Origin of the sequence: Vibrio fortis (genome assembly GCF_024347475.1) — a bacterium.
GTDB lineage: Bacteria > Pseudomonadota > Gammaproteobacteria > Enterobacterales > Vibrionaceae > Vibrio > Vibrio fortis.
Window position 1 is genome coordinate 756,113 of record NZ_AP025488.1, and the last position, 24,278, is coordinate 780,390.

The 24,278-nt window shown below is 45.3% G+C and carries 19 protein-coding genes; 10 read left to right on the plus strand and 9 right to left on the minus strand.

Annotation, left to right across the window (positions count from 1 at the left end; all coding sequences use genetic code 11):
- Positions 1-67: 67 nt before the first annotated feature.
- The gene (locus tag OCV50_RS17945) at positions 68-1,690 is read right to left on the minus strand and encodes an NAD(P)/FAD-dependent oxidoreductase (protein WP_261905154.1); all 1,623 of its coding nucleotides are present in this window, start codon (positions 1,688-1,690) and stop codon (positions 68-70) included.
- Positions 1,691-1,928: 238 nt separating this feature from the next.
- Between OCV50_RS17945 and fdxA the strand changes: the two genes are divergently transcribed.
- Positions 1,929-2,252, plus strand: a complete 324-nt coding sequence (gene fdxA / locus OCV50_RS17950; protein ID WP_239839702.1) for a ferredoxin FdxA — start codon at positions 1,929-1,931, stop codon at positions 2,250-2,252.
- Between the two features lie 110 nt (positions 2,253-2,362).
- On the opposite strand, the gene OCV50_RS17955 is transcribed toward fdxA, so the two are convergent.
- The 3 genes from OCV50_RS17955 to OCV50_RS17965 form a co-directional block, all read right to left on the minus strand.
- Entirely contained in the window at positions 2,363-3,097 is a 735-nt protein-coding gene (locus tag OCV50_RS17955) for an RNA methyltransferase (RefSeq protein ID WP_261905155.1), read from the minus strand.
- Positions 3,098-3,245: 148 nt separating this feature from the next.
- The gene (locus OCV50_RS17960; protein ID WP_261905156.1) at positions 3,246-4,298 is read right to left on the minus strand and encodes an aldo/keto reductase; all 1,053 of its coding nucleotides are present in this window, start codon (positions 4,296-4,298) and stop codon (positions 3,246-3,248) included.
- A gap of 290 nt (positions 4,299-4,588) precedes the next feature.
- Complete coding sequence (locus tag OCV50_RS17965) at positions 4,589-4,729, minus strand: hypothetical protein (RefSeq protein WP_239839704.1); 141 nt, start codon at positions 4,727-4,729, stop codon at positions 4,589-4,591.
- A 347-nt stretch (positions 4,730-5,076) separates the two neighbouring features.
- Between OCV50_RS17965 and pepT the strand changes: the two genes are divergently transcribed.
- From pepT to OCV50_RS17980, 3 genes are all read left to right on the plus strand, one after another.
- Positions 5,077-6,309 (plus strand): peptidase T, encoded by a 1,233-nt coding sequence (gene pepT, locus OCV50_RS17970; RefSeq protein WP_261905157.1) that lies wholly within the window; start codon positions 5,077-5,079, stop codon positions 6,307-6,309.
- Positions 6,310-6,387: 78 nt separating this feature from the next.
- The gene (locus OCV50_RS17975; RefSeq protein WP_261905158.1) at positions 6,388-6,855 is read left to right on the plus strand and encodes a DM13 domain-containing protein; all 468 of its coding nucleotides are present in this window, start codon (positions 6,388-6,390) and stop codon (positions 6,853-6,855) included.
- A gap of 92 nt (positions 6,856-6,947) precedes the next feature.
- The gene (locus OCV50_RS17980) at positions 6,948-7,790 is read left to right on the plus strand and encodes a mechanosensitive ion channel family protein (RefSeq protein ID WP_239839707.1); all 843 of its coding nucleotides are present in this window, start codon (positions 6,948-6,950) and stop codon (positions 7,788-7,790) included.
- A gap of 162 nt (positions 7,791-7,952) precedes the next feature.
- Here the strand turns inward: OCV50_RS17980 and OCV50_RS17985 are convergent, their stop codons facing one another.
- Positions 7,953-8,396: a dCMP deaminase family protein gene (locus tag OCV50_RS17985; RefSeq protein ID WP_239839708.1), complete on the minus strand. Its 444-nt coding sequence runs from the start codon at positions 8,394-8,396 to the stop codon at positions 7,953-7,955.
- 261 nt (positions 8,397-8,657) lie between these two features.
- Here OCV50_RS17985 and OCV50_RS17990 point away from each other — a divergent pair, with 261 nt between their 5' ends.
- From OCV50_RS17990 to OCV50_RS18000, 3 genes are all read left to right on the plus strand, one after another.
- Positions 8,658-9,797, plus strand: coding sequence for an efflux RND transporter periplasmic adaptor subunit (locus OCV50_RS17990; RefSeq protein WP_239839709.1), 1,140 nt, complete (start codon positions 8,658-8,660; stop codon positions 9,795-9,797).
- Between the two features lie 11 nt (positions 9,798-9,808).
- Positions 9,809-12,961 carry an efflux RND transporter permease subunit gene (locus OCV50_RS17995; protein ID WP_261905159.1) on the plus strand — a complete coding sequence of 1,051 codons (3,153 nt, stop codon included), beginning with the start codon at positions 9,809-9,811 and terminating at the stop codon, positions 12,959-12,961.
- A 291-nt stretch (positions 12,962-13,252) separates the two neighbouring features.
- Positions 13,253-13,954 (plus strand): MaoC family dehydratase, encoded by a 702-nt coding sequence (locus tag OCV50_RS18000; protein WP_261905160.1) that lies wholly within the window; start codon positions 13,253-13,255, stop codon positions 13,952-13,954.
- Between the two features lie 68 nt (positions 13,955-14,022).
- Here the strand turns inward: OCV50_RS18000 and OCV50_RS18005 are convergent, their stop codons facing one another.
- A complete protein-coding gene (locus OCV50_RS18005) occupies positions 14,023-14,838 on the minus strand; it encodes a phosphate ABC transporter substrate-binding protein (protein ID WP_261905161.1) in 816 nt (271 codons plus the stop codon).
- Between the two features lie 215 nt (positions 14,839-15,053).
- On the opposite strand from OCV50_RS18005, the gene OCV50_RS18010 reads away from it, so the two are divergent.
- Complete coding sequence (locus tag OCV50_RS18010) at positions 15,054-15,416, plus strand: DUF3024 domain-containing protein (protein ID WP_239839713.1); 363 nt, start codon at positions 15,054-15,056, stop codon at positions 15,414-15,416.
- Positions 15,417-15,450: 34 nt separating this feature from the next.
- On the opposite strand, the gene OCV50_RS18015 is transcribed toward OCV50_RS18010, so the two are convergent.
- Positions 15,451-16,290, minus strand: a complete 840-nt coding sequence (locus tag OCV50_RS18015) for an AraC family transcriptional regulator (RefSeq protein WP_261905162.1) — start codon at positions 16,288-16,290, stop codon at positions 15,451-15,453.
- A gap of 172 nt (positions 16,291-16,462) precedes the next feature.
- Positions 16,463-18,469, minus strand: a complete 2,007-nt coding sequence (rnb, locus tag OCV50_RS18020; RefSeq protein ID WP_261905163.1) for an exoribonuclease II — start codon at positions 18,467-18,469, stop codon at positions 16,463-16,465.
- Between the two features lie 388 nt (positions 18,470-18,857).
- On the opposite strand from rnb, the gene OCV50_RS18025 reads away from it, so the two are divergent.
- Positions 18,858-20,810: a DEAD/DEAH box helicase gene (locus OCV50_RS18025; protein WP_239839716.1), complete on the plus strand. Its 1,953-nt coding sequence runs from the start codon at positions 18,858-18,860 to the stop codon at positions 20,808-20,810.
- Positions 20,811-20,951: 141 nt separating this feature from the next.
- Here the strand turns inward: OCV50_RS18025 and OCV50_RS18030 are convergent, their stop codons facing one another.
- Entirely contained in the window at positions 20,952-22,553 is a 1,602-nt protein-coding gene (locus OCV50_RS18030; protein ID WP_261905164.1) for a putative bifunctional diguanylate cyclase/phosphodiesterase, read from the minus strand.
- A gap of 387 nt (positions 22,554-22,940) precedes the next feature.
- Between OCV50_RS18030 and OCV50_RS18035 the strand changes: the two genes are divergently transcribed.
- On the plus strand, positions 22,941-24,134 hold the full coding sequence (locus tag OCV50_RS18035; RefSeq protein ID WP_261905165.1) for an acetate/propionate family kinase: 1,194 nt from the start codon (positions 22,941-22,943) through the stop codon (positions 24,132-24,134).
- Positions 24,135-24,278: the final 144 nt, after the last annotated feature.

The following is a 24,278-nucleotide window of genomic DNA, read 5'->3' on the forward strand; positions in this document are numbered from 1 at the left end:
ATTTTAACTGAATCTGGAAAAATAAAAGGGCTCAGCGAGCCCTTTTATCGAAATAGTAAGCTGGCGATTAAGCGTTCTCGTTAGACGCCTGTTCAGCCATAGATAAAGCCAGCGCTTCTGCTGCTTTAATACCATCAATGCCTGCTGACAAGATACCACCTGCGTAACCAGCACCTTCACCTGCAGGGAAAAAGCCTTTGAGGTTGATGCTCTGGTAATCTTTACCACGTTTGATGCAAACAGGAGACGATGTACGAGTCTCAACACCTGTTAGTAGGCCGTCTGCACTAGCAAAGCCTTTGATCTTCTTATCGAACGCAGGGATTGCTTCACGAATAGCTTCGATAGCAAAGTCTGGCAGTGCTTTAGAAATATCAGTTAGGTGGATACCCGGTGTGAATGATGGTTGAACATCACCCAGCTCACTTGGATCACGACCTTTCAAGAAGTCACCGATTTTCTGTGCTGGTGCATCGTAGTTTTCACCACCTAGCACGTATGCGCCAGTTTCCAATTCACGTTGGAAACGGATGCCAGCTAGTGGGTCACCTGGGTAATCGCGTTCAGGATCAATACCTACAACGATCGCACTGTTCGCGTTACGCTCGGCACGCGAGTATTGGCTCATGCCGTTGGTAACAACGCGGCCTTCTTCAGAGGTAGCGGCAACCACAGTACCACCCGGACACATACAGAAGCTGTAAACCGTGCGACCATTCTTACAGTGGTGAACCAGTTTGTAGTCCGCAGCGCCAAGAATTGGGTTACCAGCGTTAGGACCGAAACGCGCTTCATCAATCATTGATTGTTTGTGTTCGATACGGAAACCGACAGAGAATGGCTTCGCTTCCATGTAAACACCGCGTTCGTGCAGCATTTCGAATGTATCACGAGCACTGTGACCAACCGCTAGGATAACGTGGCGAGACTTAATCTCTTCACCGTTAGATAGCGTTAGACCTGTGATTTGACCATCTTCCATGTGGATGTCATCAACACGTGTGCTGAAACGAATTTCGCCACCAAGTTCGATGATCTTCGCACGCATCTTTTCGATCATGGTAACCAGTTTAAAGGTACCGATGTGCGGCTTACTTACGTATAGGATTTCTTCTGGAGCACCAGCTGCAACAAACTCTTCGATCACTTTACGACCGTAGTGTTTTGGATCTTTTACTTGGCTGTATAGCTTACCGTCAGAGAAAGTACCAGCACCGCCTTCACCGAACTGTACGTTTGATTCTGTGTTCAGCGTACGCTTGCGCCAGAAACCAAAAGTATCTTTAGTTCGTTCACGTACTTCTTTACCACGCTCAACAACGATTGGTTTGAAACCGCTTTGCGCTAGGATAAGTGCAGAGAATAGGCCACATGGACCAAAACCAATAACAACAGGGCGCTCAGTTAGATTCTCAGGAGCTTGAGCAACAAACTTGTAAGCCATGTCTGGCGTTACTTTTACATGAGGGTCGCTCACGAACTCTTCGAGTAGCGCTTCTTCGTTCTCTACCGCGACATCAAGTGTGTAGATAAGAAGGATCTTTGTTTTTTTACGAGCATCGTAGCCACGTTTAAAGATATTAAAAGAGATAACCTGATCAGCAGTGATGCCCAGTTTCGCTTCAATTGCGTCTTGGATCTCGTGCTCTTCATGGTCGAGTGGAAGTTTAATTTCGGTTAAACGTATCATGTATAGATGTCTCGTTTTATAGGTGTCTTAGCTTGGCACTGCGGATCTCATCATAGTCGTTGAGAGAGTGCTTCGCTCACAATGGCGCGCATTTTACGAGAAATTGAATTCTCTGTCATAATAAATTGAAAGCAGAAGCGAATTTGGGGTGAGATTCCCTTGAGATAATATTGAATTTTGCTTTGGGATGAGTATTATCCCCATTCCTCAATTTTGACTAACTTAAGAGCAGAGCATCATGGCATTTGTCGTCGGCGATAATTGTATCCAATGTAAATACACTGACTGTGTGGCTGTGTGTCCCGCAGACGCATTTCATGAAGGTCCAAACTTCATGGTAATCAACCCGATTGAGTGTATTGACTGTGGCCTATGTGTGCCGGAATGTGATGCCCAAGCCATCTATCAAGAAGATGAAGTACCTGAAGATCAGCAGATCTACATTGAGTTGAATGCGGAATTAGCAGAGCTGTGGCCCGTTCAGACTGAAGTGAAACCTGCAATGGATGAAGCTGAAAAGTGGAATGGTGTGCCAGATAAGCTAGGTATGTTAGAGAAATAGAAAACAGAATGATTTAGAGGGTTGGTATGAAAATGCCAACCCTTTTTGTTATCTCATGATACGAGATACGAGATACGAGATACGGGATGCGAGGACGTCGTTGAGTTAAATTAACTGTGCTGACGACGCATGTTGTCGAGGATAATCCCTGTCGCCATCGCGACATTCAAAGACTCTGCACCACCAAAAGCTGGAATGGTGATTTTATCCGTTACGAATTTTGCTGCGTGCTCACGAATGCCGTGAGATTCACTACCCATCAATAGAATGCCGTTGGCCGCAAACTCTGTGCGGTGAACGCTCTCGCCTTCAAGGAATGCACCGTAAACCGGCAGGTTCGCTTTCTCAAGATAGCTTGGCAGGTCAGTTTGGCTAACTTGAACTCGACCAAAACTGCCCATAGTCGCGCTGATAGTTTTCGGGTTGTACGGATCTGCACAATCACTGCTCGCAATAATGTGCTTAATGCCATACCAATCGGCAACACGAATAATGGTACCAAGGTTACCCGGATCTGAAACGCCGTCGAGTGCGATCATCAATCCACTTGCTTTAGGTAGTTCAAAAGACGGGATTTCAACCACAGCAATAGCGGCATTGTTGCTGACCAGTGTGCTTGCTTTGGTCAGATCATCTAAAGATGCTTCGACACAATCAAACCCTTTCAATGCTGCTTGGTTGTGAGCCAGGAACTCAGCCGTTGCAAACACGTTCTTCACAACAAGGTCGCTATCCATAAGCTCAAGTACGTTTTTTTCACCTTGAACAAGGAATAGACCATGTGCTTTACGTTGTTTCTTTTGACCTAAAGCGCGCAGGAGTTTTAATTGGTTTTTTGAAATCATGTTTTTGTCCTAGATATAAGCCCGCGCATTATAGAGCAAAGGTTGGGGAAGACAAAGTGGGAGAGCTGTTTGCGTACTATTTAAAATCAAAAAGCGCACCTTTCGATGCGCTTTTGATGTCACTTAGCCATGTATGGTGAATACTGGATTAGTACGGTACTGGGTAACGTCTAAATACGGTATTGATGTCAGACAGTACTTCTTCGGAAAGTGGTTTACTGAATGCCGCCACATTCTCTTTCAGCTGGTCTAGGTTGGTTGCACCAATAATCGTCGACGTTACGCCATCAACTTGGTTACACCAAGCCAGAGCAAGTTGGCTTGGGGTAAACCCGTGGGTCTTGGCAACTTCGACGTACTCTTTGACTGCAGAGTTAGCTATTTCAGTGTCACGGAAAATACCTTTGCGTTGCATGTAAGTCCAACGACTGCCTGCAGGGCGAGCACCATCAATGTATTTGCCGCTAAGCATACCAGCAGCAAGTGGGGACCACGGTAGGAATGCAATGTCTTCGTGAACGCAGTTTTCAATTAAGTATGGCCAATCTTTAGCATGCAGGAGGCTGAACTCATTTTGAATCGACACCATACGAGGTAGGTCATGCTTGTCACTGAGCTTGAGGTAAGTATTGATGCCCCAAGTCGTGTCATCTGACAGACCGCAGTGGCGAATCTTACCGGCTTTAATGCAGCTCGCTAGCGCCTGTAAGATCTCAAGCATCTGATTTTCGTGCTCTTGACGGTCAATATCGCTAAATGAAATATGCCCTGGGAAATGCTTACCGAAATGCGGTGTAGTGCGATTTGGCCAGTGCAGTTGGTACAGGTCAATATAGTCTGTGTTGAGTCGCTTTAGTGATGCGTCGACCGCAGCAATAACGGCTTCTCCAGTAATAGGGCCGCCACCGCGAACCCAAGGCAGACCTGCACCGGCAATCTTGGTCGCGATGATCAACTCACCACGGCGTTGTGGGTTACGTGATAACCAGTCGCCAATAATCTCTTCTGTCTTTCCGTAAGTTTCTGGGGATGGCGGTACCGCATACATCTCTGCGGTATCGATGAAGTTTATCCCTTGGCTCAGGGCGTACTCGATCTGTTGGTCGGCTTGCTGTTGAGTATTTTGCAGGCCCCATGTCATGCTACCAAGGCAGATACGAGAAACAGGAATTTGGCTGCTTCCTAACTTTGAATATTCCATTGGTTACTGGATTCCTATTGTTATACGTCCACCGCAGATGAGAGTTTTGACGAAAAAATAGCGGGTGGCGTGAGATGGAATACAAATTAGTAACATAAAAAAGCACGTTGGGGTACGGTTTTTCACGAAGGAGAGAGTAGTTGAATGAATAGCAGAGCGAACACGCGTGAGCGTAAATTAACTTAGATAAAAGGTGTCAAGATTGGATCCGGATATGGGGAAACTAACGCCCTGCAGGGAGATATCAGGGCGTGATACGGCTCTAAGTGGATGATCGACTTGGACCTATTTTAGTCTTCCGCGTTCATTCCACCCTGTTGCTGAACCTGTCTTAAAGCTTCCAGTCTTTGAGATTCTTTGTCTGTCGATGCCGTTTTAACTTGTTCCTCAGTCGCTTGAGGAGCAAAAACAAAGTACTTATTGATAGTCATAATCGAACCCTCATGTAACGTATGACATAGTTTGCTCGAAGGATAAACTGTGATCATCATCCGTTTTGTTCTTTTTTTAGGCTGAGAGCAGAGGGCGTAGAATGCGAACAAAACGACCGTTTATCATCCTCTTGCAATAAGTAACTGACGAAACCCTCTAATTTCAAGTATAGGAAGCCCAGATCATTTCGCAGAAAAATGATTTAGAGCAAATTACTCATCCTTTAGGGGCGTAAGATGAGCGTTCACACATCAACGCTTCAAGACTACCTTTCTCAAATCTTAGTCTATTCGAATCATAATTATGTTGATGAATCAGTTAGTTAAATCCATGGTGAGAACAAGTTATGGAACAGTTAGTTGAACGTTTTCTTAAGTACGTGACCTTTGATACCCAGTCGAATCCTTCGAATGCGCAGTGCCCGAGTTCTAGTGGGCAGATGACCTTTGCAGAGGCACTTAAAGAAGAGTTGATTGCATTAGGGCTAAGTGATGTGAGCCTAGATAGCAATGGTTACTTAATGGCGAAACTGCCGTCGAATGTTGATTTTCCAGTACCCGCGATTGGTTTTATCGCGCATATGGATACCGCTCCTGATGCATCTGGAGCTAATGTAAAACCTCAAGTCATTCGTGATTATCAGGGTGGTGTGGTGCAACTGGGTAGTAGCGGAGAGTGTTTGGATCCAAAGCAATACCCCGATCTCAACGCGTTGCGTGGCCACGATTTAATTACGACTGACGGCACGACGCTACTGGGCGCTGACAATAAGGCGGGGATTGCTGAGATTATTTCTGCAATCGCGTTGCTTAAAGCTAACCCTGAGTTAAAACACGGCGACATTTGCATTGGCTTTACTCCCGATGAGGAGATTGGACGTGGCGCAGACTTGTTCAATGTTGAAAAGTTTGGTGCTGAGTGGGCTTACACCATTGATGGTGGTCCAGTAGGTGAGCTGGAGTTTGAGAACTTTAATGCCTCTAGTGCTGATGTTATCTGCCACGGGGTGAACGTGCACCCAGGGACGGCGAAAGGCAAGATGGTCAATGCGATGAACATCGCCGCACAATTCCAACTTATGATGCCAGCAGAAGAGACGCCTGAATGCACTGAAGGTTATGAAGGTTTCTACCATCTCAAATCAGCTGAGATGGGTGTCGCGCGTTCAGAGCTTGGTTACATTATTCGTGATTTTGAGCGTAAGGGCGTAGAGCAGCGTAAAGCGTTCATGCAGCAAAAAGTCGATGAGCTAAATAGCCGTTTAGAGAAAGGCCGCGTGGAGCTGGTTTTAACTGACAGCTATTTCAATATGAAAGAGATGGTGGAACCACATCAGCACATTATTGAGTTGGCAAAACAGGCGATGATCACGTGCGACGTAGAGCCGATGATCAAGCCAATTCGAGGCGGTACGGATGGCGCGCGACTCTCGTTTATGGGGCTACCATGTCCGAATATTTTCACTGGTGGCTACAATTTCCACGGCATCCATGAATTCATCACGGTTCAGGGTATGGAGCTTGCTGTGAAAGTGATCGTAGAGCTATCTCAAAGTACCGCGACACATTATCAAAAATAAGACGAGAATTAGTGCTTTATCCCTTTGTATTTTAGAGAGTATTCATTAATACTTTCTATAAATATAAGGGAGTAAGCGATGAAAAAGTTGATTCTACTTTGCACCCACCTTGCTGTGGGTGCTTTTGGTTTTGGGCTAGGGGTTTACGCTCTACCCATTTTGATTGAGCCCGAGTCACCGTCGGTTAACTCAGTGCAAGCCGTGACTGAAAAAGCAGTTTTGAGTGGTGAATTCACCAAAGATCGTCAAGACAGTGATTTTCTTCATTGGGGAGAAGGGATTGTCTCCATTACCGAGGATGCGATTGCCTTTGAGGGGGAGCTTGCTCCGGGGCCAGATTATAAACTCTATTTATCGCCGACCTACGTTGAGACAGAAGCTGCATTCAATGAGCTCAAGTCAACAATGATAAAAGTCGGCGATGTAAAAACCTTTGATCGTTTTATGCTCTCTTTGCCACAAGAGACAGATCTCACTCAATACAATACGGTTGTGATTTGGTGTGAAACTTTTGGCGAGTTTATTACTTCTGCAAAGATAAAATGATAGCCTAAAAGAAGCTGTTAATAACTCATAAAGCGCCTATTAACTGGGCGTTTTTATTAGGTAAAGTCATCATCATTCCAAAGGAAGTTGTAATGGAAAAAATGTGGCAAGTGATTGATTTCTTGTTGGCACACAAAGGTTTGTTCAGTGCATTAATCATCGCTGTTGTTTTAATTATTCGCCGAATCACACTATCTCAAATCCGAGGCGATGTTGCTTTTCTCTCTGAAGACCAGCGTAATTGGATGTCCCGCACCAAGAATGGCACCTTCGCTATCATTGTGGTCACTCTGTTCATTCTTTGGCAGTCAGAAATCAGTGAATTTGCACTGTCGTTAACGGCGATTGCAGTGGCGATTGTGGTGGCATCAAAGGAGATCATCCTCTGTTTTACGGGTTCTATCCAAAGGGCGAGCTCACGTTCTTTCCGCATTGGTGACTGGATTGAAGTCGGTAAGATCAGTGGTGAGGTCATTGAGCACAACTTGATGGCGACTGTGATTCAAGAGATCGACCTATACCACGGGCAGTACCATTACACAGGCAAAACCGCCACGTTGCCAAACAGCATGTTTTTTACTTATCCGGTAAAGAACCTGAACTTCATGAAGCGTTACGTTTACCACGACTTTTCTATTGTGGTGAAAGAGTTCGTTAACTTATATCCGCTGATCCCAGGGTTGATTAAGCAGATTGAGGCGCACAGTGAGGACTTTATTGAAGTTGCTCGTCGTTACAATGCCGTTATCGAGCGTCATGCTGGAGTCGATCTTCCTGGTTCAGAACCGCATATTCATGTAACGAGCGGAGCGACAGGGGAGCAAGTTGTGCACTTCATGATTTTCTGTCCTACAGAACAAGCTTCTCATCTAGAACAGGAAATCCGTCGTGACTTTATGGAGAGCTATGCTCAAGCCTTCCCAGAAAAAGAGTAATTGTTGGCACTGTTAAACAGGTCGTAACTATTTAACACGTCGTAACTGTTAAACAAGTCGTAGCCAATAAATAGTAGAAAGCCGATAACAGAGACCCTGTTATCGGCTTTTTTGTATGTGTGCATTGAGCGATATAAACGAATGAGCCCGCTCAGTATTGGGTTAATCCAGTTCTTCGACTGGTAACCAATCTACTTTTACGCCTGCTTGTTCGAACATATCTTGGCTGACTTTGATCTTATCGCCCCAACGCGACAGAAAGTCTTCACTCTGTGCAGGACAGTGAACCGCAGCAATGCCCGTTTGAATGATCTTCGCGGCGCAATTTGGACACGGAAAGTGTGTCACCCAGATTTCACAACCGTCTAGATCTCGCTTAGCAAAAAGAATCGCATTCTCTTCTGCGTGCAGTGTCTTCAGATACTTCATCTCACGATCATCGGTGTCGGCACTGTCTGACACACCATGCGGGTATCCATTAAAGCCAACGGAAACAATACGGTTGTGTTTGGTAATTACGGCACCAACTTGAGTCGAGGGATCTTTGCTCCATGAGCCGACCAACTCTGCCATTTGGTAAAAACGCTTAGCCCATTTTGAAATCATGTACATTACCTTAACGATATATAAGACATATTTTAGATATGAAGAGTCATCATGTTAGACAATATCCTGTCAGACTAAAAGCCTAAGCCTAAGATTTTCAGGAAAAATGTAGCGTAAATGTAAGCCATTTATGTGCATCAAGTTTCTATTTACATGCTGAAACATTTTGCCTGGTAATAATTGATATTCCTCGGACAATCGTCGCAATTGTGTTACGTAAATTTTTATACTGTTCTATTTTTAACTAGCGACGGTATACCAATGCGTAAAAAGCTACTCCTGACCGCTCTGGCCAGCTCTATGATCCTTGTCGGCTGTGGGCAAGATGCCCAAAACGCCCAACAAGCGCCTTTACCTCTCGTAGCAGTACAGGATGTTAATGTTATTCCTCACCAACAAAGCAAGTCTTATATCGGTCGTATTGAAGCTGTAGAAGATACAGCGATTACGGCTCAGGTATCAGGTTACCTTCAAAACCGTCATTTCAAAGAAGGACAAATGGTTGAGAAAGGTCAGCTGCTTTACACCATCGAGCCTTCTTCTTTTGAAGCGCAAGTAGCGAGTGCTAAAGCATCCGTTGCTCAAGCCAATGCTAACCTTAAGAAAGCAGAACTTGATTTCAATCGTGGTAAAAACCTGCTTCCAAAAGGCAGTATTTCTCAGTCTGAATTCGATGCACTCACAGCCGCGCTGTTAGGTGCACAAGCGCAACTTGAAGCAAATCAAGCTCAGCTCAACTCAGCGAACGTGCAACTTTCACATACTCGCATTGAAGCGCCGTTTGCAGGTCGTATTAGTGATAGCAAAGTAAGTACGGGTGACCTTGTGTCGCCATCTTCTGGTGTACTAACCACCTTAGTGAGCCTAGACCCAGTACATGCCGCGTTTAGTATCAGTGAACGTGAACGTTTAGCGCTAGGGATGGATCGTATCGAAGGCGATGGCAGCAGCGATACCGACCGCGTGGAAGTGCAAATCATCTTAGAAAACGGTGAAGCGTTTGAGCACCTAGGTAAGCTTGATTTCTTAGGTAACCGAATCAATCTAAATACCGGCACTATCGCAATGCGTGCTATTGCTGACAACCCACATCAACAGCTACTTCCAGGTCAACACGTACGTGTAAATCTTCGTGACAAGCAAGAAATCGACGTAGTGACTATCCCACGCCGAGCAGTTCAGACTGACCTTGAAGGGGATTTCGTGATGGTGCTTGTGGAAGGTGAAGGCGCGCCAGTCGCTGAGCGTCGCAATATCGACATGGGTCGCCAAGTTGAAGGTGGCGTGATTGTGCATTCTGGTCTTGAAAAGGACGATGCGATCATCACACAAGGCCTACAGCGCGTTAGAAATGGAATGTCAGTGCGTATTCAGCCTTCAGCTTCTGAGAAAGCGGAGTAAGGGGCACAAGTATGCTAAGTCGTTTCTTTATTCAAAGGCCTAAGTTTGCCCTTGTTATCTCAATTATTCTGACGCTGGCGGGGGCTATTTCATTGGCTATTCTGCCAGTTGCAGAGTATCCAAAAATCAGCCCGCCATCGGTGAGTGTTTCTGCATTCTATACAGGTGCGAGTGCTGAGGTTGTGGAACAGGCGATAGCCGACCCCATAGAGACCTCAGTCAACGGTGTAGAAGACATGATCTACATGTCGTCAAAGAGTGCGAATGATGGTTCATACAACCTAAACGTCACCTTTGATGTAGGTACTGATCCAGATATGGCTCAGGTAAACGTTCAGAACCGTGTTGCTCAAATTGAGTCGAAGCTGCCACAAGAAGTAAGAATGGTTGGCGTTACGGTGAAAAAACGTTCTCCAGACTTGCTGATGGTACTGAACTTTTACTCACCAAACGGTAAGTACGATGACCAGTTCCTGATCAACTACGTTAACCTCAACATCAAAGACCAACTGGCTCGTGTTAGTGGCATCAGTGAAGTAAACGTATTGGGTGGCGGTGAATACGCGATGCGTGTTTGGTTAGACCCTGAAAAAATGGCTAACCTAAATCTGACTACAACCGATGTTTATGCGGCGTTGGCTGAGCAAAACGTTCAGGTAGCAGCAGGTCGTATCGGTGCCGCGCCATACAACAATCCTCAAGAAGTTCAGTTTAACTTGGTGACCAAAGGTCGCTTAGAGACGGCAGATGAGTTTGAGAATGTTGTTTTACGAGCCAGCCAAGATGGTTCGACGGTTTATCTGAAAGATGTTGCTCGTATCGAGCTTGGTAAGAAGTTCTACGATGGTAACGGCAAATACCGTGGTCAAGACGCTTCTATCGTGACGTTGTCACTACAGTCGGATGCGAACGCACTTGAAAGTGGTAAAGCGGTTATGGCGATGCTAGAAAACCTTAGCCATAACTTCCCAGAAGGTATCGCTTATGAAGCGAGCTACGACACAACTGTATTCGTTGCTGAATCGATCAAGGGTGTAGTAAAAACGCTTATAGAAGCTATTTTGCTGGTTATCGCTGTAACCTACCTGTTCTTAGGTAGTGCACGTGCCACGTTGATCCCTGTTGTGGCCATTCCGGTATCCTTAATCGGTACTTTTGCCGTGATGCAGATGACCGGATTTACCATCAACACAGTAACCCTATTTGGTCTGATTCTCGCGATCGGTATCGTGGTAGATGATGCGATTCTGGTTATCGAGAACGTTGATACCACCATGGCGAAAGATCCAACTATCTCTCCTCGTAAAGCAACGCTGATAGCGATGAAAGAGGTAACGGGTCCAATCATCACATCTACCTTGGTACTACTTGCGGTATTTATCCCGGTTGCAATGCTTCCAGGTATTACCGGCATCATGTATCGCCAGTTCGCGCTGACTATCTGTATTGCCGTTGTTATTTCGTCGATTAATGCACTGACGCTATCTCCTGCATTGTGTTCTCTGGTTCTAAAGCAAGGCGGTGGCAACACAGCACGCTGGTACCAAGCGTTCAACCGTGGCTTAGAGAGCGTGACTAAGAAGTACGGTCAAATCGCAGGCTTCCTTGTGAAGAAAGGCGTACTGCTGTTTACCTTCTTCGTGGTGGCATTGGCAGCAGTAACTTACTTCTCGAAGACAACGTCAACCGCGTTCGTACCTCAGGAAGATAAAGGTATCTTGCTGGTTAACGTGCAATTACCAGATGCTGCTTCTCTGTCTCGTACTGAAGAGGTAACTGAGCACTTGCTAGAGATGGTTGAGCAAGAGCCTGGTGTTGATGGTGTAACGCTAGTAAATGGTTATGCGTTCATGACAGGTGCATCGGCATCGAATGGTGCGTCGCTGTTTATCAAATTGCACGATTGGGACATGCGTAATGCGTTAGATGGCGATCATTCAGCGTCAGATATCTCACGTCGTATTAACGGTCGCGCTGCGATGGAACTGCCACAAGCGGTGGTATTCGCAATGGGACCTCCAGCGGTTCCGGGTATGGGCGCAGCGTCGGGCTTTGAGTTTGTTCTAGAAGATACATTGGGCCGTAGCCGTAGTGATCTTGCAATGGTCATGGATGACGTGATTCAGAAAGCGAACCAGCAGCCTGAGATTGCACGTACCTTCAGTACCTTCCGTGCGAACGTTCCACACTACTACGTGGATATCGACCGTGAAAAGGCGCAGCAACTAGGTATTCCACTGTCTGAAATCTTCCAAACATTGCAAGGTAACCTGGGTTCTCTGTACGTGAATGACTTCACCATGTTTGGTAAGAACTTCCGCGTAACCATGCAAGCCGACAGTGAGCACCGAAGCAGCATGGAAGATCTGCAACGTTTCCACGTTCGTTCTTCATCAGGTGAGATGATCCCTCTTAGCACACTGGTGACGCATGAGCAGATCTTTGAACCTGATGTAGCATGGCGTTACAACATGTACCGCAGTGCAGTGATTCAAGGTCAGCCGGCTCCGGGTTACTCCAGTGGTGACGCGATTGCTGCAATGGAACGTGTTGCTGCCGAAGTTCTTCCTCAAGGCTACCAGTATGAATGGACAGGCATGGCGTATCAAGAAGTACTTGCGGGCAACCAAGCCATCTTTGCGTTTGCATTGGCTCTGATCTTCATCTACTTGTTCATGGTTGCTCAATACGAGAGTTGGACGATCCCTGTGGCGATCATACTGGTGGTACCGGTAGCGACATTAGGTTCATTCTTGGCGCTTAACTTAACAGGGACACCACTCAACTTGTACGCGCAGATAGGTTTGGTTCTGCTCATAGCGCTGGCAGCGAAAAACGCAATCTTGATTGTGGAATTCGCTAAGGTCGAGCGCGAAGATAAAGATGTACCTATCGACGATGCGGCGGTGAAAGGTGGTACCTTACGTTTCCGTGCGGTAAACATGACCTCTTGGTCGTTTATCTTAGGTATCTTCCCACTTATCTTCGCGGCGGGCGCTGGTCACGTGAGTCAAAACTCGCTCGGTATTTCACTGATTGGTGGTCTGTTATGTGTGTTGTTAGCAGGTACCTTCCTCATCCCAGGTTTCTACGCATTTGTTCAGCGTAGACGTGAGAAAGCCCATGGCGGGAATACCAAACTTATTCCGCTAGATGATGAATAACGCGATTTGAGATTAACCTCATGAAATAAAAGGCTTAGCTTCTGCTAGGTCTTTTTTATATCCAAACGGAATATAAATTCAGCTCTATATACTATTTATCGAAATATATCGTTGAGTTTGTACTCTAAAGTAGATCTTCTAATAAAATAGTGTTTTTTAAATAAGTGGCTGATATATAATGAAATACTTGCTTTCGGTGAACGTGTGTATGCTCGAAAATGTTTGCACAATATTGTGAAGTGATTCAAAATTACCGAGTTATATTTCGTTCTTTTGTGCATTGAGGTTCTTATGAAGGTCATTGATTTATTTAAACACCGTAGTGATAGTGTTTCGCCACAACACTCAGAGTTTATGCAATGGATGTCTCCAACTCTAAGAGAGTACTGGGGCGACTTTCTGAACCGCACACAAAATAGCCACTTCTTTGCATGGGTACGTGATCACCATAAACCTGCTGTAAATGAAGATGCGCCGATCACGCCAGTAGAAGTTGCACCGGTTGAAAAACCAATTGAGCTAAAGCCTGAAGCGCAAGCTGTATACGATGAGCTTTCTGCACAGATCGGTGAAGTGATCCATACGGGTGATTGGATTCATGTTGGCCAAGACCGCATCAACCAGTTTGGTGAAGTGACAGAAGATATGCAGTGGATCCATACGAATCCTGAAAAAGCGGAATCTGACTCGCCATTCAAAACAACCATCGCACACGGTTTCTTGACTCTATCTCTACTACCGCGTCTAACCGATAGCGTTGATCCTGATAAGTCACAGTTCCCGACGGCAAAAATGGTGGTTAATATTGGTTTAAACCAAGTACGTTTCCCATACCCAGTTAAATCAGGTAACAACGTGCGCGCGAAGAGTACTCTGACGAAAGTAACACCAATTCGTAAAGGTCTTGAGATTGAACGTGAGATTCGTGTCGAGATCGAAGGCGTACGCCGCCCAGGTGCTGTGGTTGTTTCAGTGATTCAACTGCACTTCTAAACGAGAATTAGTTTTTAAGAATAAAAAGAGAGAGCCTTGAGCTCTCTCTTTTTCGTTTGGGGTTCAGATTATTTCACTCGAGTGTATCCGTACTCTTCAATAAGGTCTTGTCCTTGTTTTGAGCTAACGAACTTAACAAAGTCTTTACTTTCATCTGAAACCGACTCTCTCTTGTAAAGGATCAAGAATGGGCGAGCCAGTTCATAGCTGTGATTTGCGATGTTTTTAGAAGTTGGTTCTACGCCATTGAATGAGATAGCCTTGATTGAGCGGTCGATTGAACCGACAGACACGAAACCAATCGCATGTGGGTTGTGGTTAACAATGGTTTTTACCATGCTGTTGCTGTTCACAACCAAGTTGTTTGGGTTGATGTCTGAGACCATGCGGTCGTTAATGATTTTAGTTAGACCCATTAAGCTTTCAAAGCTATAGCGAGATCCAGACGACGCTTCGCGAGTGACCACTGCGATAGGCTGGTCTGCGCCACCAATCTCTTTCCAGTTAGTGATCTTACCCTTGTAGATATTAAATAACTGTTCGCGTGTGATGTTTGCCAGTCCATTTGAACGGTTAACCACAACAGCCAAACCATCGTAAGCGATAGGCTTAACGGCTAAATCATCAGTTTGCTCTTGGTCGGTTAGACGACGTGAGCTCATCCCCAAATCCGAAACACCCTTGTTCACCATAGTAATGCCCGCAGTCGAGCCTATGCCTTGAACAGCGATATAGTTGTCAGCATGGGTTTTATTATACTCTTCGGCCAACACATCCATAACACGAGCTACAGAGGTCGAGCCTGAAATTGTGGTTTCTTGCGCTAGAACGGTTTGAGAAGACAAAGCGAATGACAAAAGAGAGGCAAGAGCGACTCGTAACATATACAACTCCTAGTAGATTACATTTGCCGCCTATCATAGGTAGCAAATATGACATTTTTGTGAAACTCCATGCGGTTGAATTATGGCAGTCTCGCGTACATTTCATAAATGCCTGCTCACATTTCATAAATGTCTTGTTCGCTAAACGAAGAGTTCAGTTCTAAGCTCTAATGAGGATTGTTCGCCAGACGAATTGGTGTCAAGGAGGGACGTGGATGTCGGTAGTACAGATAGAGCTTAGTCGACTTCTACATGGTGCAGAAAAGCTATGCACCTCACGCAACCAAAGTTTGCCCGTTGAGCTAGGAAAATCACTGTTTGAAGAGTGCGAGGGCGGTGTGGTTTTTTCAAAAGCTCACTACCTACTCGATTCATCTCATAGCGACTACACCGATGATGTTGCGAGGGTGGTATTCAGTCCGACCGATGCTATTTGGCTGGTGGAAGTGCCATTAGATGAAGGCTCGCAAGGAGATGTGGTGTTATGGGGGCCTTATCCTTACCTATCTCGTTCAAAGGATTTGGAATCGATTCTCCATGAAATAGAAAAAGACCCAAAAGCTTACTTCTGGGTCTAGTCGTTGATGTAATTGTTTCTCTTTTTAAATCGACTTATCTTGCCTTAATTTCAACGCCGGTACTCATTGCGTGGCTTTGCGCGATGAGTGCACGAAAGTCTTTGGGTGTTTTTCCATGATAGTTTTTAAATGCGGTACTGAAGTGTGCGGCACTTTTAAAACCAGACTCGTAAGCAATTTGAGTGATTGACTTAGTGGAGGTTCTTAGCTGCGTTGCAGCATGAGCAATTCGCTTGATCTTCAATAGATTTGAGAATGAGAGGTCTTCTGCTGACAAACGGCGTTTTAGAGTCGCTGGAGACATACCCATATAGCTCGCCAGCGTATCTAGCGAGATATTGTTTTCGATATTCTGTTCAATATAGTTAATCACCTTCTGTGTCACTGTCAGCTTTGAGGCTCTGCCAATGACAGCAAGAAGGGAAGGGTGTGCTTCGACCATTAAAGACAGCAGAGCGAGGCTCAACTGGGTGACTGCGTAGTCATTTTGAGTCGACTCACTAGCCAGTGCTAAGAGCATGTCTTTAAGCTGAGTGAGATTATGGTCGTCGGCATTGAACTTGATGTATTTTTCTGGTGGTCGTACTGACTCGAGATCACCAAATTGATTGATAAATTTTTGAAAAATTGAAAGGTCGAAATCTAAACAGATGGCGTTGAATTCGCCATGTTCGGTATGGACTGAAACGTCTTGTATTTCACCTGAATTGTAGAGCGCAAATTCACCAGCTTGGAGAGAGGCTTGAGTGCCATTGGGTAATGCAAAAGAGATACTGCCTTGACGAACGATGAAAACACCATTTCTTGAGGCGGGGTATCGTTCCCGTTTCCTGGGTGTAAAGTTTCTAAATTGAGTGACATTGATTGATGGCATATACACTTCTTTGACGTTCTGATTGCTTAAATGCTTCCTCACTGAACCTAATATGCATTAAGTTACTTAGTGTTATATAGCAATAATAGCTTGTTTTGTTGTTATTTTTAGCGAGACGGCAATAAAAAAGGCGCTAATTATTAGCGCCTTTAGAAGAGTTGCTCAATAAGGATTAGCTTGTTTGTTCGCTCGCTTCTTCCTCTTTGCTTGGTTGGTCAGCAAAGACTTGAGTTGGCTTAGCGACTAAGCTGCGGTTTTCTTGGTTAACCTCAGAGAGAACGACTTCTAATACGTCTCCCAGTCTGTATACCATTTCTTTATCGATAGATACAGTACCCATATCACCATTGCACTCAATTCTTTCTTTATTATCAAGAATGAGAGAGCCTGGAATGAATGCCGCTGCGCCGTTCTCTAGTAGGCGTACACGCATACCTGCACGGTTGATGTCGAAGATCTCGGCTTGGAAACGCGTTTCTTCCGCTGGTGCATTGGCAAGTGTACGAGCATATAGCCAATCGCCAACATTGCGCTCTGCCATACCGTGGTGACGGCGATGCAATGCCAGCTCTTCACCGACAGTTTCGTCTGGTGTTTGAATTGGTGCTTTGCCCAGAATATGTGCTTTCAGCATACGGTGGTTAATCATGTCGCCGTATTTACGGATTGGAGATGTCCAAGTCGCGTAGATATCTAGGCCCATCGCATAATGCGGTGCAGGCTCATTGCTGATCTCGCTGTATGCTTGGAACTTACGAATACGATTGTCGTAGTAGTTGCTCTCAAGTGAACCTAACCAACGACGCAGAGCTGCAAAGCCTTCAAGTGATGCGATTTGCTCTTCTGTATAAGGTGTTTCTGCTTGCGGGTTTACCAGTTCAAGCACGTCTGCCAGTTTGTCTGCTTTGAAGCCAGCATGACAGTTAAATACACCTTGGTTGAAGCTCTCTTTTAGCACACGACCAGCACAGATATTCGCGCTAATCATTGCTTCTTCAACTAGTTTGTTCGCACTACGGCGCATGTCAGCGTGAATCGCTACGACGTCGTTATCTTCACTCAGTTCAAAGCGGTAGTCAGGGCGGTCTGGGAATACGACAGCATTTGCTGAGCGCCAAGCAGAGCGAGCCTTAGCAAACTCATGAAGGTCAGTTACAATTGCTGCGATCTCTTCGCTTGGTTGCCACTTCTCTGATGCCCCAGTTTCTAACCAGTCAGACACGTTGTCGTATGCCAGGCGAGCGTGAGACTTGATGTTAGCTGCGAAGAATTTAATGTCATCGCCAATAACACCGTCTTTCGATACAGTCACAGTACAGCAAAGCGCTGGGCGCTCTTCGTTTTCGATCAGCGAGCATAGGTTGTCTGCAAGGTCACGTGGCAGCATTGGAATGTTACGGCCTGGTAGATAGATCGTGAAGCCGCGATCGCGTGCGACCTTATCCATTTCGTCGTCAGGTGAGATGTAAGCTGTTGGATCCGCAATCGCAATCGTCAGTTCAAAATCGCCATTCTCATTTTTCTTCGCGTACAGCGCATCATCCATATCTTTGGTGCTTTCACCATCGATGGTAACGAATGGTACGTGCGTCATGTCGATACGCTCTAAGTCAGCGTCATCGTTGATCTGCCAGTTGTCGATGCCTTCAGGCTCACTGTTCGGTAGATCGTTTTGAGCAAGCGTTACCCACCAAGGTGCGATTTTGTCATCAGCATCGGTGATCTTCTCAGAGATCTGTGCGAGGAAGCCGGTATCGCCTTTTAATGGGTGTTGGATGATGTGAGCAACAACCCAATCGCCTTCTTTTAGCGTTTCTGGGTTTAGACCCTTCTTCGCTTTGGCTTTTAGTTGTAGCTTTTTGAGCTGTGGGTGATCGGGTACAACGTTAAGGCGGCCTTTGAAAAGCTTAACGCGAGCGATAAATCGAGTAAGACCTTGTTCTACTAGCTCTTCTGGCTCTGCGACTTCACGTTCTTTTTCAGTACGGATGATCGCGACCACTTTGTCACCGTGAATACACTTCTTCATGTACGGTGGCGGGATGAAGTAGCTAGTTTTGCTATCTACTTCTAGAAAACCAAAGCCTTTTTCTGTTGCTTTGATTGTACCTTCCTTTTTAGGAAGTGTTTCTTGGATTTGCTGTTTTAGCTGAGCGAGTAGAGGGTTATCTTGAAACATCTTACTTTTATCTTACGAGAACAATTGAGCACACTATAATCATTGCGAGGCCTGATTACTACTTAAAGCACATGACAGTGCAAATTAAATGGTGACACAGAATATGGGTGACTTTGCACGATAAGTCCCCATTTGAGTGGGTTAACGTCAAATTTTGATGACAAGATAGCCAAAAAATCAGTAAATCAGAAAAATATGTGATGTATTTCAATTTTTTCTGGCTTTTTTTATGCATTTAAGGAATAATCCGCCTCCCTTAGACGTCCCTAATGGCTTGATGCGTTTTATTACTGCTTCGCAACTGAACGGAATCAGTATCTGATAGGATCAGTATTGGAATTGGTAGAGCTCCCGGGACCTTTTGTTTACTTAATATAGTGGGATCCCAATGTCCGAATCTGTAATTCAATTTAATGAATTAGCACTTAACGAAAACATCCTTTCAGCTCTTGATAGCATGGGTTTCGTATCTCCAACTCCAATCCAAGCGGCAGCAATTCCTCTTCTTCTTGAAGGTAAAGACGCACTAGGTAAAGCACAGACAGGTACTGGTAAAACAGCAGCTTTCTCTCTGCCTCTACTGAACAAAATCAACCTAAACCAACACAAACCACAAGCAATCATCATGGCTCCTACTCGTGAGCTAGCGATCCAAGTTGCTGCAGAAATCAAAAACCTTGGTCGTGATATCAAAGGCCTTAAGGTTATTGAAATCTACGGTGGTGCTTCAATCGTTGACCAAATGCGCGCTCTAAGCCGAGGTGCTCACATTGTTGTTGGTACACCGGGTCGTGTTAAAGACTTACTAACTCGTGACCGTCTACACCTAGATGAAGCACACACATTTGTTCTTGATGAAGCAGATGAAATGCTAAAAATGGGCTTCGTAGATGACGTTACTTGGATCCTTGAGCAAGCTCCAGAATCTGCACAACGTGTACTATTCTCTGCAACTATGCCTCCAATGGTTAAGACTATCGTTGATCGTTACCTACGTAACCCTGCGAAAGTTGATGTTGCTGGTACTAACCACACAGTTGACAAAGTAGCGCAGAACTTCTGGGTTGTTAAAGGTGTAGAGAAAGACGAAGCAATGTCTCGTCTTCTTGAAACTGAAGAGACTGACGCGTCAATCGTATTCGTACGTACTCGTCAAGACACTGAGCGTCTAGCTGACTGGCTATCTGCACGTGGCTTCAAAGCTGCTGCTCTGCACGGTGATATTCCTCAGTCTCTACGTGAGCGTACTGTTGATCACATCAAAGAAGGTGTTATCGATATCCTAGTAGCAACTGACGTTGTTGCACGTGGTCTTGACGTTCCACGTATTACTCACGTATTCAACTACGACATCCCATTCGATGTTGAGTCTTACATCCACCGTATCGGTCGTACTGGCCGTGCTGGACGTAAAGGTAAAGCGATCCTTCTAGTTCGCACTAACCAAATTCGTATGCTTCGCACTATCGAGCGTGTAACTAAGTCATCAATGGAAGAAATCCAACTTCCTCTACGTGACAAAGTAGCAGAAGCTCGTCTAGCTAAACTTGGTGCTGAGCTTGAAGCTGAGAAAGAGCACAAGTCTCTAGAAAACTTCGCTGAGCTAGTTGCTAAGCTACAAGAAAACCTAGAGATCGACCCAACGACTCTTGCTGCAATGCTTCTTAAGCGCCAACAAGGCAAGCGTCCACTGTTCTACATTGGCGAAGACCCAATGATCGCTGCTATCGAGCGCGATAAGAACCGTCGTAAAGAACGTCGTGAAAACCGCGATCGTGACGGTGGCCGTGGTGGTCGTGACTTCAGCAACCAAGACTGGGATACATACCAGCTTCAAGTTGGTCGCGAGCAAGGCGTTCAAGTTAAAGACATCGTTGGCGCTCTAGCAAACGAACTAGGCCTAACTAAAGGTTCTATCGGTGCTATCAAGCTTGACCAAGGTTCAACTTACGTTCAACTGCCAAAAGCAATGAACTCTGAAACTGCGGGTAAACTAAGCAAGCTACGCATTCGTCAAAAAGAAGCTGGCGCTGTTGTTGTTGATTTCAACGACTTCCGTGAGCCTCGTCGTGGCGGTGGTCGTGATGGCAACCGTGGCGGTCGTGATGGCGGTCGCGGTGGTTACCGTGGCAACCGTGATGGTAACCGCGAAGGCGGTCGTGGTGGCTACCGTGGTAACCGTGACGGCAACCGCGATGGTAACCGTGAAGGCGGCCGTGATGGCGAGCGTCGTTTCGACCGTAACCGTGGTGGCGACCACCGTGGTAACTACCGTGGCGAACGTGGTCATGGTAACGGTAATGGCGGCCGTGGTCGTCGCAATGACCGTGGCGAAGGTTAATCTTAACGATTACCAAGTCTAATTAAGAAGAAGCCGAGCATCTAGCTCGGCTTTTTTGTGCGTGTTACTTTGTTTAATTCGAAGCGAGTATTAATGCTTCACTATTTGCTCTGTTCGTTAAAAGACAGAAAAATAATCTCGCTAGAAGGCGAGGGGAAGCTTATCACTCGAATGGAACTGCTGTGTCCAATTGATAATACTTGGTAGCGGCTTTGGAGCACTGTACAGATAGCCTTGAATCAGATCGCAGTTCATCGCCATTAACGTATCTAGCGTCTCTCTGTTTTCGACACCCTCAACAATCACATCAAATTTTAACCCATGTGCCAGCGCAATGGACGTTTCGACGATGGTTCTATTTTTTTCATTGTGAACGATGTCTTGGATAAAGCTGCGGTCGATCTTGATTTGATCTATCGGTAATTCACTCAAGCGAGCCAGTGAAGAGTAGCCTGTGCCGAAATCATCCAAACTAATGCGATAGCCTAACTGTTTAATACGTTCTAAGCGGGATTGGCTATTTGGGATGTCACGAATGGCGGCCGTTTCTGTAATCTCAATGACTATGCTTTTCGTGATATTTGGATTCGCAGCAGACGCCTGCGCGAGTAACTTAAAGACCTTGCCGCCGATTATGTCTTTTGCTGATAAGTTAATGTGGATAGGCACAGATATGTTTTGAGCCTGAAAGCGTTCAAGATCCCCAAATACCTGTTTAATTACCCACAACGTAATGTCAGTGATCTTATTGCTCTGTTCTGCGATAGGAATAAATTGAGCAGGAGAGATAAACTCGCCCGAATCTGACTGCCAGCGAATCAGAGCCTCAAACTCGATGACTTGCTCAGTTCGAGGACAAACAATCGGTTGGTAGTAGAGCTTGAACTGGTTGTCGTCCAATGCATGCTGTATCTGACTAGCAATAGAGAGGTTTTGTCTCGCCCCTTCTATCATGGTTGGTTGATAAGAGATAAGGCTTAAGCCTTGGCTCTTTGCTTGATACATACTGATGTCGGCAAAGTTCAGCAACTGCGCCATATCTTTCGCATCGCTTGGATAGTGACTCGAGCCAAATACCACGCTCGTTGATACCTCGAACTGCCCGACGATGAACAGCTCTTTTAAGGCGAGTTCAATGTAACTGACAAGCTGGTTTAGTTCGAACTGAGAGTTACGATTGGTGATGACTACAAATTCATCCCCTCCCAAGCGAGTGAGTAGTTCATCAGACTTGGTCAGCTTTTGAATTCGCTGGCCTAGTTGAATAAGCAGTTGATCACCGCAGTGATGCCCAAGTGCATCATTCACTTGTTTGAAGTTCACCACATCAAACATCAAAACCGTAAAAGGTGAGTGTTGCTCAATGCGGCTAGACATTTCTTGTAGGCAATAGCACCTGTTGGGTAAGCCAGTAAGAAGGTCATGACGGGCGTTGTAGTGCTCCTCAATGGCTTTCTGATTGAGTTCGGTAATAGAAGCTAAGCTAAAGCGTACGACGGTAACCACAAAGACACTGCCAAAGAACAGGATCAGAGAAACACCCACCACCAGTGAGTCGATGTTGTCCAATACTAAAAGTGCATCTAAAAAAAGACTATAGCCGATAACAAAACCGACGATCAGCCCTGATAAAAGCTTCCACCCTCTTTTCTCTGTGATGTGGCAAATCTTATGCGCAAAAACCAGTCCAATGCCTAGAATGATGATACCTAGGGTGACTAATACAGCAGCAAAAATAGACAAGAGTTACGTTCCTTGTATCGTTATTTTAATTATACAGTTTGTTGTCCTGTAATTTAATTGTAGACCATATGTAGCATTGAGTACATATATTGTACATCTATGTGGTGGATTAATGGTCGATTCAGATTAAAGATGTCAATAAGAGACAAAATATTTTTGAGCGCAAAGTCTATAATTTATAGATATATACATCTGGTTGAATTCAACTATTTTTTAATTTTCAAGCGTAAAAGAAATGAATTGATGACTAGGATCAACTAATTTGTGTTAATTTAGTTAAATATTCAAAACAAAAGTTGAAAGATTCAAAAATTATTGAATAATGGGCTTAAATAAAATTGAAGTAAAAGCTTCATCAAATTCGTACTGAAACAGGATCCATATCCAATGTCTAATTCGTTTGTTCTGGTTATTAACTCAGGTAGTTCTTCTCTTAAATTCGCTGTTATCGATTCAGTAACAGGTGATGCAGTTGTTAGTGGCTTAGGCGAGTGTTTTGGCCTTCCAGAAGCGGTAATTAGTTGGAAACATAATGGTGAGAAAGTTGAAGAAGCGATTACGGCTCCTGACAACCACCACCAACATGCAATTACTCGTATCGTTGCACTAATGGAAACACTTGGTTTCTCAAGCGATCTTGTTGCTGTTGGTCACCGCATCGTTCACGGTGGCGAGAAATTTACTTCTACGGTTCGTATTAACGATGAAGTACTGGCTGAAATCGAAAGCCTGTCTGACCTAGCGCCACTGCACAACCCAGCAGGTGCAAAAGGCATTGAAGCTTCTATGCAAGCTTTTCCTCACCTTCCTCAGTTTGCCGTATTTGACACAGCGTTCCACCAAACAATGCCGCAAAAAGCATTTACTGGTGCGATTTCTGGTGAGCTTTACAAAGAATACGGTATCCGTCGTTACGGCTTCCACGGTACAAGCCACTACTTTGTTAGCCGTGAAGCTGCAAAAATGCTGAACAAACCCGTTGAAGAAGCGAGCTTCATCTCTGTTCACCTAGGTAACGGTGCGTCAGTTTGTGCGATTGAAAACGGTAAATCAGTAGATACATCTATGGGCTTTACGCCGCTAGCGGGTCTAATGATGGGTACTCGTTCTGGTGACCTAGACCCAGGTGTTATCGAGTTCCTAATCAAGAAAGGTTGGACGACTGAAAAAGTATTCGACACGCTAAACAAGAAGTCTGGTTTCCTTGGCGTATCTGGCCTAACTTCTGATGCACGCGGCATCCTAGAAGCGATGGAGAACGGTCACGAAGGCGCTAAGCTAGCGTTTGAAGTCTTCACTTACCGTGTTGCAAAATACATCGGTTCTTACATGATCCCTCTAAGCAGCCTAGATGCAGTAATCTTCACTGGTGGTATCGGTGAAAACTCTCTACCAATCCGTCGCGAGATTCTAGCGAACCTGAAACTTCTAGGTTTTGTTGAAGACGAGAAGGGTAACGAAGATGCACGCTTTGGCGCAGCAGGCGTTATCGCGAAGTCTGAGCTTCTAGACGCAGTAGCAATGGTTATCCCAACCAATGAAGAATTCGTGATTGCTAAGCAGTCAGTAGAGCTTCTGTAATCTGCTAAATCGTCATTACATATTGAAAAGCGAGCCTAGTGCTCGCTTTTTTCGTTTTGGCATGTTGGGTAGGCTAAAGCTAAATACCTACACTGAAAGCAACGGTCATTAGGTGTTTGGTTGTCTGGAGGTTGCTTTCAGCTT

Coding starts and splice junctions, on each gene's coding strand:
- OCV50_RS17985 (WP_239839708.1), bottom strand. CDS start 8,396: ATGATTTCAAAATGGGCTAAGCGTTTTTACCAAATGGCAGAGTTGGTC.
- OCV50_RS17980 (WP_239839707.1), top strand. CDS start 6,948: ATGGAAAAAATGTGGCAAGTGATTGATTTCTTGTTGGCACACAAAGGT.
- OCV50_RS18015 (WP_261905162.1), bottom strand. CDS start 16,290: ATGCCATCAATCAATGTCACTCAATTTAGAAACTTTACACCCAGGAAA.
- rnb (WP_261905163.1), bottom strand. CDS start 18,469: ATGTTTCAAGATAACCCTCTACTCGCTCAGCTAAAACAGCAAATCCAA.
- OCV50_RS17955 (WP_261905155.1), bottom strand. CDS start 3,097: ATGATTTCAAAAAACCAATTAAAACTCCTGCGCGCTTTAGGTCAAAAG.
- OCV50_RS18000 (WP_261905160.1), top strand. CDS start 13,253: ATGAAGGTCATTGATTTATTTAAACACCGTAGTGATAGTGTTTCGCCA.
- OCV50_RS17945 (WP_261905154.1), bottom strand. CDS start 1,690: ATGATACGTTTAACCGAAATTAAACTTCCACTCGACCATGAAGAGCAC.
- OCV50_RS18025 (WP_239839716.1), top strand. CDS start 18,858: ATGTCCGAATCTGTAATTCAATTTAATGAATTAGCACTTAACGAAAAC.
- OCV50_RS17965 (WP_239839704.1), bottom strand. CDS start 4,729: ATGACTATCAATAAGTACTTTGTTTTTGCTCCTCAAGCGACTGAGGAA.
- OCV50_RS18010 (WP_239839713.1), top strand. CDS start 15,054: ATGTCGGTAGTACAGATAGAGCTTAGTCGACTTCTACATGGTGCAGAA.
- OCV50_RS18005 (WP_261905161.1), bottom strand. CDS start 14,838: ATGTTACGAGTCGCTCTTGCCTCTCTTTTGTCATTCGCTTTGTCTTCT.
- OCV50_RS17975 (WP_261905158.1), top strand. CDS start 6,388: ATGAAAAAGTTGATTCTACTTTGCACCCACCTTGCTGTGGGTGCTTTT.
- OCV50_RS18035 (WP_261905165.1), top strand. CDS start 22,941: ATGTCTAATTCGTTTGTTCTGGTTATTAACTCAGGTAGTTCTTCTCTT.
- pepT (WP_261905157.1), top strand. CDS start 5,077: ATGGAACAGTTAGTTGAACGTTTTCTTAAGTACGTGACCTTTGATACC.
- OCV50_RS17995 (WP_261905159.1), top strand. CDS start 9,809: ATGCTAAGTCGTTTCTTTATTCAAAGGCCTAAGTTTGCCCTTGTTATC.
- OCV50_RS17960 (WP_261905156.1), bottom strand. CDS start 4,298: ATGGAATATTCAAAGTTAGGAAGCAGCCAAATTCCTGTTTCTCGTATC.
- OCV50_RS17990 (WP_239839709.1), top strand. CDS start 8,658: ATGCGTAAAAAGCTACTCCTGACCGCTCTGGCCAGCTCTATGATCCTT.
- fdxA (WP_239839702.1), top strand. CDS start 1,929: ATGGCATTTGTCGTCGGCGATAATTGTATCCAATGTAAATACACTGAC.